Source organism: Dehalogenimonas etheniformans (genome assembly GCF_014672715.2).
GTDB classification, from domain to species: domain Bacteria; phylum Chloroflexota; class Dehalococcoidia; order Dehalococcoidales; family Dehalococcoidaceae; genus Dehalogenimonas; species Dehalogenimonas etheniformans.
This window is the reverse complement of record NZ_CP058566.2, coordinates 936,549-948,299: the sequence shown is the minus strand read 5'-3', so window position 1 is coordinate 948,299 and position 11,751 is coordinate 936,549. Positions and strand designations below refer to the sequence as shown.

Here is an 11,751-nt window from a genome sequence, read left to right as displayed (position 1 = left end):
TAGTCTGCCCAATTCCTTTACTTTACTACTGGTATAAGGAGTAAACATGGTCTCAACATTAGCCGCTACCGGCGAACTGTCGGCGGCCGCAGCCCGCAAATCCTATTCCAAAATCCCCGAGGTCGTCGATGTTCCTAATCTGATCGACATTCAATTGGCATCGTTCCGCTGGTTTATGGAGGATGCCCTAAAGGAACTGATAGAAGAAATCTCGCCGGTTAAAGACTTCAACGGCAACCGTATGGAGCTCGAATTCATCGGTTACGAGTTCCGGGAACCGCGTCTTTCCGAGGAAGAATGCCAGCAAAGGGACCAAAATTATTCGGTGCCGCTATATGTGAAAGCAAGGCTTATTATCAAAGCCACCGGCGAAATTAAAGAACCATTTGAACTTTTCTTCGGCGACCTGCCGCTGATGACCCGCAACGGCACCTTTATCACCAGCGGTACGGAACGGGTCGTCGTAAGCCAGCTTTTGCGTTCTCCCGGTGTCTATTTTACCGTCCAGGAAGACACAGCTACCGGACGCCCGCTATGCCATACCTCCCTTATTCCCAGCCGCGGCGCGTGGTTGGAATTTGAAACATCCAACCGTGATGTCGTCTCGGTTAAAATCGACGGCCGGCGCAAAATCCCGGTCACCAGTTTTCTTAGGGCCATCGGTTACAGCTCCGATCAGGAACTGATCAATTTATTCAGCGATGTCGATACTTCGATGGAGCACCTGTACACCCAGTCCTCGATCGACAAGGACCCCCTGATCCGCGACACTAATGGTGCTTTGATCGATATTTACGGCCGTCTTCGCCCCGGTGATCCGGCCAACGTGGAGAACGCCTCCCGTCTGGTGAACGACATGTTCTTCAGCCCGGACCACTACGACCTGGGCATGGTCGGCCGATACAAGGTCAACCGCCGACTCAATCTGGAAGGCAAGGTCTCGGAAGAGAACCGCGCGCTTACCCGCGAGGATATAGTTGCTATCATCAAACAGATCATCCGCATCAACAACGGTATTGAACATGCTGATGATATCGATCATCTTGGCAACCGGCGCATCAGAACGGTCGGAGAACTGATTCAGAATCAGTTCCGCATCGGTTTGCTTCGTTTGGAGCGAGTCGCCAAGGAACGCATGAGCATAGTCGCCCTTGATCAGGTGACGCCCAGCGGTCTGGTCAATATCCGGCCCGTTGTCGCTGCCGTCCGCGAGTTTTTCGGCGGCTCCCAGTTGTCGCAATTCATGGACCAGACGAATCCTCTTGCCGAGCTGACTCACAAGCGGCGTTTGTCCGCCATGGGCCCCGGCGGTTTGTCGCGCGAGCGGGCTGGGTTCGACGTTCGTGATGTGCACTATTCCCACTACGGCCGTATCTGCCCCATCGAAACCCCTGAAGGCCCGAACATTGGCCTTATCGGTTCGCTGGCGTCCTACAGCCGCGTCAATCGCTATGGGTTCATCGAAACGCCTTATCGCAAAGTTCTGAAAGAACTCTTGAATCATGATTCCCGATTGATAGGTCTGGCGATTCGGGAAGATGTGAAGGACGAGACCGGCAATAGTATTCTATCGGCCGGACATATCGTCGACGACAAGTCCTTTTCTAAGATTGCCAAATTGCCTGAACACCTGGTCATGGTTGAGCCTTTTGTCTCCGACGAAGTCCCTTACCTCTCAGCCGATGAAGAGGACAAATATGTCGTCGCTCAGGCTACCGCCAGGCTTGACTCCCGGGGCCGTTTCATCGACGAGCGCATCGAGTCCCGGTTCGGCGAGCAATATTTATATGAGCCGCCGATCAAGATCGATTACATGGACGTTTCGCCGCGGCAGATCTTTTCTGTGGCTGCTTCCCTGATACCGTTCCTGGAGCACGATGATGCCAACCGCGCTCTCATGGGCGCCAACATGCAACGCCAGGCGGTCCCCTTGCTCCGGCCGGAAGCCCCGCTGGTGGCTACCGGTATGGAAATGGAGGCTGTGCGATATTCGGGTCATGTCATTTTTGCCCGTACCTCAGGCACGGTTAAATCGGTCACTTCGGAAAAGATCGTCATCAAAACTGATGGTAAAACCGAAGACAGCTATAAACTGATCAAATTCATGCGCACCAACCAGGGTACCTGCATCAATCAGCGCCCGGTAGTTTCGGTGGGTGACGCGGTCAAAGCCGGGCAGGTGCTGGCTGATTCCTCAGCCACCGAGAACGGTGAGTTGGCCCTCGGGCAGAATGTCATCTGTGCCTTCATGAGCTGGCACGGCTACAACTACGAAGATGCCATCATCATTTCCGACCGCCTGGTAAAAGCCGACAGGTTTACATCGATACATATCTCCAAGCACGAGGTGGAGGCCCGCGACACCAAGCTGGGTCTCGAGGAAATCACCCGTGATATACCCAACGTCGGCGAAGAATCTCTCCGTGAACTCGACGAAGAGGGCATCATCCGGGTTGGCGCCGAGGTCGGACCAGACGACATCCTTGTAGGGAAAATCACCCCCAAGGGAGAAACCGAACTTTCTGCTGAAGAGAAACTGCTCAGGGCGATATTCGGCGAAAAAGCCCGCGAGGTCAAAGATACCTCGCTCCGCATGCCTCACGGAGAATGGGGCAAGGTCATCGCGGTAAAAGTCTTCACTCGCGATGGTGGCGATGACCTACCGGCTAGGGTCAACAAGTGGGTCCAGGTTTGGGTCGCCCAGAAACGCAAGATTTCGGTCGGCGACAAGCTGGCCGGACGCCACGGCAACAAGGGTGTCATTTCAATCGTTGCCCCGGCCGAGGACATGCCTTTCCTGCCCGACGGCACCCCGGTCGACGTGGTCTTGAACCCCATCGGAGTTCCATCCCGCATGAACCTTGGCCAAATATTGGAACTCCACCTCGGCTGGGCCGGGCATCTACTAGGTTTCCGGGTCCGCACCCCGGTCTTTGACGGCGCTACCGATGTCGCCATCGAAGACGATCTGGCCAGAGCCTACATCGCCCAGGTCGCTGGTCTGATCAAATTGGACTATGAACTTAAAGACCCCAAAGCAGTGGCTTCTGCCGCAGCTGCCTGGCTTAATAAACGCGGTTATGATGGCACAAGGGCGTTCGACGACAACCATCCGGGCTTCGGCAGGGAGACTTGTCTCAGGCTGTGGCTTGAAGAACAAGGCGCAGATGACGCGAGGACGATTGCTGTTTCCGAACTCGACGCGCGAGTGTTCAAGTTGTCTCGGGAAAACAATATACCGTCGCCCGTTGCTGGAAAGATGATCCTCCGTGACGGCAAGACAGGCGAGTTGTTCGATCAGCCTATTACCGTTGGCAATATGTACATCCTTAAACTCATCCACTTGGTCGAGGATAAGGTGCACGCCCGCGCCACTGGCCCATACTCCCTGATCAGCCAGCAACCTCTCGGCGGTAAAGCCCAATTCGGTGGTCAGCGCTTCGGCGAAATGGAAGTCTGGACTTTAGAGTCGTATGGTGCTGCCTACAACCTCCAGGAGATGTTGACCATCAAGTCGGACGACGTGACCGGCCGCGCCAAGGCTTATGAATCCATCGTCAAGGGCGAGGATGTTTCTCAACCCGGTGTTCCGGAATCCTTTAAGGTTTTGGTCAAAGAACTGCAAAGCCTTGGCCTGGCGGTTGAAGTCATCAATGAAGAAGAAAAAGTGCTTTCAGCCGAACGGCTGCCGGAAGTCGGAACCCGGGAAGAAGAATCGGAACTGGCTACCTTAGCCGGGGAATTGACTTCTCAACTCGTCGAAGTTGATGACTCCGGAGAAGAAGAAACTGAAGAAGAGGATACCGATAACTAATATGAATGAAGTCATTGATTTTGACGCCATTCGGATCTCGCTAGCCTCTCCGGAGCAGATCCGGAGTTGGTCGTATGGTGAGGTCACCAAACCAGAGACGATCAACTATCGGACTCTTAAGCCGGAACGCGACGGCCTATTCTGCGAGCGCATTTTCGGACCTACTAAAGACTTCGAATGCTCTTGCGGTAAATACAAGCGCATCCGCTACAAGGGTATCATCTGCGATAAATGCGGTGTCGAAGTTGCCCGGGCCAAAGTACGTCGCGAGCGCATGGGCCACATTGAGCTTGCCTGCCCGGTCGGCCATATCTGGTTTACCCGAGGCATACCCTCTCGGGTTGGACTGCTGCTTGATCTGTCTACCCGCAGCCTCGAGCGCATTGTCTACTTTTCCCACTACGTTATCACCTCGGTCAACGAAGCTGCCCGCCAAACCGCTATAGGCGATCTTGAAAAAGGACGGCGCCTTGAGATGGATGAGCGCCAGAGCGAGATCGAAGCCAAGGCTTCCGAGATGGAATCCGCCGGCGCCGACGTCCAGGAGATCAACAACCTGCGCCGCGACTTCGAAGCCGAACGCGACGAAAGCGAAGAAGAGACGGTCAGCATCGTCGAACAACTGGCTGGTTTGCGCACCGGCAACCTGTTGACTGAAAGCCAGTATTATGATTTGAAGACTCGGTACCCGGATATCTTCGATGCGAAGATGGGCGCTGAGGCGATTCTCGACCTTTTACGCGCCATCGACCTGGGCGAAATGCGAAATCACCTCATCCAGGAAACCCGCTCTTCTTCCGGTCAGAGGCGCAAGAAGGCATCCAAGCAGCTTCAACTGGTCGAGGCTTTCCGCCGTAGCGGCAACAAACCTGAATGGATGGTTCTGACCGTTCTGCCGGTGTTGCCTCCGGATCTGCGCCCGATGGTGCAGCTCGACGGCGGACGTTTTGCCACTTCGGATCTTAACGACCTCTATCGCCGCGTCATCAACCGCAACAACCGCCTGCAGCACCTTCTCGAGATCGGCGCTCCGGAGATCATCATTCGCAATGAAAAGCGTATGCTCCAAGAGGCTGTCGACTCCCTGATTGATAACGGGCGCCGCGGCCGCTCCGTCGCCGTGTCCGGCGACCACAAGGCCAAGTCTATTTCCGATCTGCTTCGCGGCAAGCAGGGCCGCTTCCGCCAGAACCTGCTGGGTAAGCGCGTCGACTATTCCGGCCGTTCGGTCATCGTGGTCGGCCCCAGCCTCCAACTCCATCAGTGCGGTTTACCTCGCCGTATGGCCCTCGAACTTTTTAAACCATTCGTCATGCATCGCCTGGTGACTGACGGTTTGGCGCCTAATATTAAGAGCGCCCGCCGATTGGTGGAGCGTGCCCGACCTGAGGTCTACGACATCCTTGAGGACGTAGTCAAAGACAGGCCGGTGATGCTCAACCGCGCCCCGACACTGCACCGTTTATCGATCCAGGCTTTTGAGCCGGTTTTGATTGATGGCTCGGCGCTGCAGATCCACCCTCTCGTCTGTTCCGCTTTCAACGCGGACTTCGATGGCGACCAGATGGCTGTCCATCTGCCTCTGTCCAAGGCTGCGGTCAAGGAAGCCCGGGAGGCGATGCTCTCCATTCATAACATGCTTCTGCCGTCCTCCGGTGATCCGGTGGTTACGCCCAGCCTTGATATGGTATTTGGTTGTTTCTACTTGACCACTATCCGCCCCGGCCTCAAGGGCGAGGGCAAGCACTTCGGCAGCTTCGAAGAAGTCAAGAGATATTTCGATCTCGGTATTATCGAGCTTCGGGCTGAAATAGAAGTCAGGACTCCTGAAGGCGAGAAACTAAAGACCAGTGCCGGCCGGATCATTTTCAACGAGGCGTTACCACCCGGTCTGCCCTTCTTCAACAAACCGGTTGACAAGTCAACTATCCGCCGGCTTATCGGCGAATATAAGCGGATTACCAGTGATGAAATAATGGCTAAGTCGCTTGATCAGGTCAAACAACTTGGTTTCCGCTTTGCGACCCGGTCCGGTATTACTATCGCTATGGGCGACATTGCCGTACCAGCCGCAAAGTCGAACATCGTTGCCACTGCGGAATCTGAAACTGCGGTCATCGAACAGCAATACTCTCAGGGTCTTATCACCGACGATGAACGGTACGCTGGCGTTATCGAGATCTGGATGCGCGCCACTGAACAGATTACCGACGCCATCTCCAAGGGCCTTGATACCTACGGCAACGTCTACATGATGGCTACTTCGGGCGCAAAGGGTAACATTTCCCAGATCCGGCAGATGGCAGGTATGCGCGGCCTTATGACTAACCCCTCCGGCCGTATCATCGACTTCCCGATCAAGGCATCCTTGCGCGAAGGCTTATCCGCCATCGAATACTTCATTTCCACCCATGGCGCGCGCAAGGGTCTCGCCGACACAGCTCTTCGGACCTCCGGTTCCGGCTACCTGACCCGCCGCCTCATCGACGTTACCCAGGACCTTATCGTCTTCGAGGATGATTGCGGCACCACCGATGGTCTATGGATTGAGGAACCAAAAGAGAAAGGAATTCTTCCTCCTCTGGCCGAGCGGATTTCGGGCAGGTTGGCCGCTCAGCCGGTTGCCAATCCCCAGACCGGTGAGATCCTGGTTGAACGAAACGGTGAGATCGATGATAAAAAGGCTAAAGAGATCGCCGCCGCCGGCGTCACTGCGGTCTATGTCCGCTCGCCTTTATCCTGCGGCTCACGCCGCGGTGTCTGCACCAAGTGCTATTGGCGCGACCTCGGCCGCGGTCACACCGTCGAACCCTATACCGCTGTAGGTATCGTCGCTGCCCAGAGTATCGGCGAACCCGGCACGCAGTTGACCCTGCGGACCTTCCACACAGGTGGCGTCGTCGGTACGGATATCACCACCGGTCTGCCTCGCGTCGAGGAACTTTTCGAAGCCCGGCCTCCCAAAGCTCAGGCTATCATTTCCGAGATCGATGGCACGGTCCAGGTAATGGAGTCGGATGCCGGCCGAAGTGTACAGGTTATCTCGCGTGAGACTTACCAGGATGAATATGATTTGCCCGAAGGTTGGAAACTCGAAGTAACCGAAGGCCAGCCGGTTGATATGGGTGCAGTTCTTGCCACCGCACCGGAAGCCGCCAAGAAGTCTGCCCACCTGACCACCGGCGAATCCGTCTTGGCTGCCCGCGTTGGCGGCCGGGTCAGCGTCGAAGGTACACGCCTTGTGATCAAATATGAAGACATCGACCAACGCGAGTATCTCGTACCGGCGGCCTCCCATATCGCGGTTAAAGATGGGGAAGCTGTCAAAGCCGGCCAGCGCCTTACCGACGGCTCGGTCAATCCGCAGGATATCCTGGCGGTGCTTGGCCGTGAGGCCGTTCAGCGGTATCTCGTTGAAGAAGTTCAGAAGGTTTACTTCTCCCAAGGCGTTCATATCAATGACAAGCACATCGAGGTTATCGTTCGCCAGATGATGAACCGGGTTAGGATCGATTCCTCCGGTGATACCGATCTGGTCCCGGGTGAACTGGTTGACAAGTTCCGTTACGAGGACATCAACGCCAACATTTTGGCTGAAGGCGGCGAACCTGCCACAGCCCACACCGTCCTCATGGGTATCACCAGGGCTTCGTTGTCGACCGAATCATGGCTGGCTGCAGCCTCCTTCCAGGAGACGACCCGCGTTCTTACCGACGCCGCCATCCACGGCAAGAAAGACGTCCTCTCCGGACTCAAGGAGAATGTCATTATCGGTAAGCTTATCCCGGCTCAATGTCAGTCCTGCCGGGACGCCACTGCCGATAAAAACGCCGAACTGGAGGCCGCCAAGATGGTACAATTGGAACAGCCGGCGATCTAAGAGATAAACAGTTAGCAAAAAAGAGGGAGTCTCCTTGGAGGCTCCCTCTTTTCGTATACACACGAAAATATTAGTTCTACGGATTGGTAGGGAGCATATTACATAACAATATTGTATCCGCTATTTCCGGGGTGTATGATAAACCAAACTGAGGAGAGCCATAATGACTAAAAGACCGAACCAAAAGCTGATGTTGTCAATTGGCACAGTTTCGTTGATTTTTGTAGCAATGTTATCGTCTCTCCCGTTATCGATCGCGGCGCAGACGGCGGCCGATGGCAGTTACCTTATGCATGGTGTGAATCTAGTCGGCACTCAGCCGATGATGAACAAAAACGGTCAGTCGATTTCCAGTGGGGACCTACAGACACTCGATGGGAAAATGAGTATAAAGATTCCCTTGGGAACGATTATCCATAATGCCGCCGGGAAAAATCAAGAGTTTATCTCGGCGATACTTGTGCCTTCACCGACCTCCCTGCCTGCTCAGCAAAAATCGGTCATAGCCTATGAGATCGGTACCCCGGGGGCTACTTTTAATCCGACGGTCGGGCTGACATTTGGTTACTCCGATACTGAATTGCCTCCGAATGTCTCTGAATCGAGCCTTTATATCGCTCAGTGGAATGGATCGTCGTGGGTAAGGCTCGCCTCTGACCTCAATACGTCCTTCAACACCGTCTCAACTACTATCTCAAGTTTCACGACTTACGCGTTGATCGGGGGTAGCGCTACTGTTACGACTACCCCACCGGCGACAACTACGTCACCCGTCACGACTACAACCAATCTTACAACCACCGCGTCAACCCAGACGTCAACGTCAGAGACCTCAAGCTCCGGGGGTAGTTCCAATTCTACGATGATATTTGTGATTGGCGGGGCCGGGGTACTCCTGATCATTTTATTGATCGCTGTAACAAGGAAGAGTTAGTCCCTTCGTAAGGTTTGCTTGTTATTTTCTTTGGAACCAATGTATCCGTTGACTGTGTTATAATCTGCACAATTTATGGCCGAACGTATAATTTCCAGTCAATCAGTTCCTGACGATACCAAGCTTGATACGAGTCTTCGTCCGAGGTCGCTCGACGATTTCATCGGCCAGGCCAAGATCAAAGACAACCTGGCGGTGACGATGATGGCAGCCCGGGCCCGCAAAGAAGCCCTCGACCATGTTCTCCTTTATGGTCCACCGGGTTTAGGTAAGACAACGCTCGCGTATATCATCGCTCACGGTATGGAAGTCAATATCCGGATCACTTCAGGTCCGGCTATCGAACGGCCTGGAGATCTTGCCGCGATACTGACTGGACTGCAGCCGCATGATGTTCTTTTCATCGACGAGATTCACCGCCTCGGCCGGACGGTCGAGGAGATCCTTTATCCGGCGATGGAAGATTTTGCTCTGGATATTGTTATCGGGAAAGGTCCCGGCGCCAAAAGCCTCCGGCTGAAACTTCCTCCATTCACTTTGATAGGGGCGACCACCAGGTACGCGATGCTGTCTTCCCCGTTGCGCGACCGTTTCGGCTCCATTTACCGCCTGGACTTTTACACAGATGCCGACATCGAAGCCATTCTTCGGCGCTCAGCGGAAATCCTTGGGGTGCAGGCCGATCAGGCCGGACTAAGAGAAATAGCCTGCCGCGCCCGGGGTACGCCGCGGGTTGCCAACCGCCTGCTGAAGCGTGTTCGCGATTATGCCCAGGTTCGCGGTCGGGGCGTGATCGATTGTGGGATCGCCCAAACAGCTCTTGGCCGTCTGGAAATTGACGCGGTGGGATTAGACAATATTGACCACCAACTGCTCAGAGCCATCATCGAGAAATTCTCGGGAGGGCCGGTCGGCCTGGAGACGTTAGCTGCGGCTATTTCTGAAGATACCGACACCATAATGGATATCTATGAGCCGTATCTGATGCAGCTTGGATTCTTGGAGCGTACTCCGAGAGGTCGTGTCGCTACCCGCCGGGCTTACGAGCATCTCGGGCTAAAATATCCCAAATCCCGGCTAGCCGCCGATATCGAACCTCCACCCCAGGGTTCGTTGCTATAATGCCGCTAGCCTTAATAACATTGCTTTTGTCGTAAAAATATATTGGCAAAAACGACACGAAACGCTTAACAAAATAAATGAACAGGCGTGCTATAATAAGGCTCACAATTTTCCACCTCATTCAATAGGATTGAAGTTTTTGCGAAAAACTGATTTGTTGGATCTGGCTCGATTGATATGTAACTCTTTTGAACTCGAGGAGTCGTTTCAGTCGTTTTCGCAACATCACATCAACAGATTCAAAAGACAATGAGTAAACTCTTAGTCCACTGCTGTTGTGTTCATTGCTCGGCTTACACTCTCAAATACTGGCGGGACAGCGGTTATCAGGTGACAGCTTTCTGGTATAACCCAAATATACATCCTTTTACCGAACATCAGAGTAGATTGGCAGCGCTTACAACTTTGACTGATAAAGAAGATATTCCTTTGGAGATACATCCTGGCTACGACCTGGAACGTTATTTCAGGGCGATCGTCGGCCACGAATCAGACCGTTGTCCAATCTGTTATCAAATTCGTCTCCAAACGGTGGCTGAATACGCCTGCCAAAATGGCTATGATGCATTTACCAGCAGTTTGTTGATCAGTCCGCAGCAGCAGCATGACAAAATCATCGAGGTTGCCCGAGAGATCGAACGATCCTCCGAAGTTGGGTTTAAGTACGCGGACCTGAGAAAACGGTACTCAGATAGCCGGAGGATCACCAAGCCTATGGATCTTTATCGGCAGCAGTATTGCGGCTGCCTTTTTAGTGAACGGGAAAGATACAAGGACGGATCGATGGATCCAAAGAGTACAGAGGCTTGAGATGCATTATATCGTACGTCCGATGACCCAGGAAGACGTTCCTCAAGTGACCGCCATAGATCGTGAGGCCTTTCCCACCATGTGGCCGCCGATGAACTACCAGCGTGAATTAGAAAACCATTTGGCTCATTACATCGTTGTCGCCGAAGTACTGGACAAACCTGAAGAACTCCAGACCAAGTTTGAAGTCAACACTGGGTTAGCCCATAAGGTAGTAGAGTGGCTAACGCCCCATAAAGTAGGGCAGGAACATCTAGAGAAGATTGTCGGTTTTGCAGGCTTTTGGATGATGGCCGGAGAGGCTCATATCATCAGTTTGGCCGTCAAAAAAGATTTTCGACGGCGGGGATTCGGTAAGCTGCTTTTAATTGAACTTGTACGGGCTGCCGTGAAAATTGAAGCCGAGATCGTCACCCTGGAAGTCCGAGTCTCCAACTATGAGGCTCAACGCCTCTACTTGCAGTATGGTTTTGTCGGCAAAGGCGTGCGGCGAGCTTATTACACCGATAACCGGGAGGATGCGCTTATCATGACCCTGGATGACGCCGACTCGAAGGAATGCGTCGCCAAATTCGAGCAATCTAGAAACAATTTGAAATTTGGCCTTTAGAGCGGCCGGGCTGCTGATTCCGAGCTTAATTTGCCCCCGGAAGCCCAGTTAGTTTTGGCGACATCACGGAATATGATAGTAACTTTTTCGGCTGCGGTGCCGATTTTAACAAATTCGTTGGTGATGCCTTCAGCTAATTGTTTCTTCTGGGTGATGGTTCGGCCCTCATGCATCTCGATAACGACAACGGGCATTCAAGCCTCCTTAGGTATTTTCCTCAGGAACACTGGGCAGGTTTGCCAATCTCCGTGATTATCAGGCGCGGCAATAATGAGTCCCCAGAGGTCATCGCTGCCGCTGCGGGAGAAATGCCACCAGTGGGTGAACCTGGGGGGAATACCGCGAGTTCTAAAGACCGCCTCTTCCACCCCGATTGTCTGTACTAAAAGCCCGGGCCATTCGGAGAATCCCCCCTCAGGTTTGGAAAGACTCACCGTGGCTTGTTTACCCAACCAATCAATTTCTAATGAAACAACGCTCGGATGGTTGGTTCCGGGCAGATGGACTTCGCCTTGGAAGAACTCCATTGATTATCTTATCGCCCGCGGGATCGGCGTTTGGCTTCCTGTTCTTGTTCAAAG

The 11,751-nt window shown here is 53.6% G+C and carries 8 protein-coding genes; 6 read left to right on the top strand and 2 right to left on the bottom strand.

The window, feature by feature from the left end:
- Positions 1–46 precede the first annotated feature (46 nt).
- From rpoB to rimI, 6 genes are all read left to right on the top strand, one after another.
- Positions 47–3,814 carry a DNA-directed RNA polymerase subunit beta gene (gene rpoB / locus HX448_RS04780; RefSeq protein ID WP_102330376.1) on the top strand — a complete coding sequence of 1,256 codons (3,768 nt, stop codon included), beginning with the start codon at positions 47–49 and terminating at the stop codon, positions 3,812–3,814.
- A 1-nt stretch (position 3,815) separates the two neighbouring features.
- Positions 3,816–7,694, top strand: a complete 3,879-nt coding sequence (rpoC, locus tag HX448_RS04775) for a DNA-directed RNA polymerase subunit beta' (RefSeq protein WP_102330377.1) — start codon at positions 3,816–3,818, stop codon at positions 7,692–7,694.
- 163 nt (positions 7,695–7,857) lie between these two features.
- Positions 7,858–8,628, top strand: coding sequence for a hypothetical protein (locus tag HX448_RS04770; RefSeq protein ID WP_102330378.1), 771 nt, complete (start codon positions 7,858–7,860; stop codon positions 8,626–8,628).
- A 75-nt stretch (positions 8,629–8,703) separates the two neighbouring features.
- Positions 8,704–9,750, top strand: coding sequence for a Holliday junction branch migration DNA helicase RuvB (gene ruvB / locus HX448_RS04765; protein ID WP_102330379.1), 1,047 nt, complete (start codon positions 8,704–8,706; stop codon positions 9,748–9,750).
- 249 nt (positions 9,751–9,999) lie between these two features.
- Complete coding sequence (locus HX448_RS04760) at positions 10,000–10,560, top strand: epoxyqueuosine reductase QueH (RefSeq protein WP_102330380.1); 561 nt, start codon at positions 10,000–10,002, stop codon at positions 10,558–10,560.
- 1 nt (position 10,561) lies between these two features.
- Complete coding sequence (gene rimI / locus HX448_RS04755) at positions 10,562–11,170, top strand: ribosomal protein S18-alanine N-acetyltransferase (protein WP_102330381.1); 609 nt, start codon at positions 10,562–10,564, stop codon at positions 11,168–11,170.
- Here the strand turns inward: rimI and HX448_RS04750 are convergent.
- Together HX448_RS04750 and HX448_RS04745 are read right to left on the bottom strand one after the other, a co-directional pair.
- Entirely contained in the window at positions 11,167–11,364 is a 198-nt protein-coding gene (locus HX448_RS04750) for a tautomerase family protein (RefSeq protein ID WP_102330382.1), read from the bottom strand. The two genes, rimI and HX448_RS04750, sit on opposite strands and share 4 nt — an antisense overlap.
- Positions 11,365–11,697, bottom strand: a complete 333-nt coding sequence (locus HX448_RS04745) for a hypothetical protein (protein ID WP_102330383.1) — start codon at positions 11,695–11,697, stop codon at positions 11,365–11,367.
- Positions 11,698–11,751 lie beyond the last annotated feature (54 nt).

Excerpts from the sequence above, each read along its gene's own strand:
- rpoB (WP_102330376.1), top strand. The coding sequence starts at position 47 with ATGGTCTCAACATTAGCCGCTACCGGCGAACTGTCGGCGGCCGCAGCC.
- rpoC (WP_102330377.1), top strand. The coding sequence starts at position 3,816 with ATGAATGAAGTCATTGATTTTGACGCCATTCGGATCTCGCTAGCCTCT.
- HX448_RS04770 (WP_102330378.1), top strand. The coding sequence starts at position 7,858 with ATGACTAAAAGACCGAACCAAAAGCTGATGTTGTCAATTGGCACAGTT.
- ruvB (WP_102330379.1), top strand. The coding sequence starts at position 8,704 with ATGGCCGAACGTATAATTTCCAGTCAATCAGTTCCTGACGATACCAAG.
- HX448_RS04760 (WP_102330380.1), top strand. The coding sequence starts at position 10,000 with ATGAGTAAACTCTTAGTCCACTGCTGTTGTGTTCATTGCTCGGCTTAC.
- rimI (WP_102330381.1), top strand. The coding sequence starts at position 10,562 with ATGCATTATATCGTACGTCCGATGACCCAGGAAGACGTTCCTCAAGTG.
- HX448_RS04750 (WP_102330382.1), bottom strand. The coding sequence starts at position 11,364 with ATGCCCGTTGTCGTTATCGAGATGCATGAGGGCCGAACCATCACCCAG.
- HX448_RS04745 (WP_102330383.1), bottom strand. The coding sequence starts at position 11,697 with ATGGAGTTCTTCCAAGGCGAAGTCCATCTGCCCGGAACCAACCATCCG.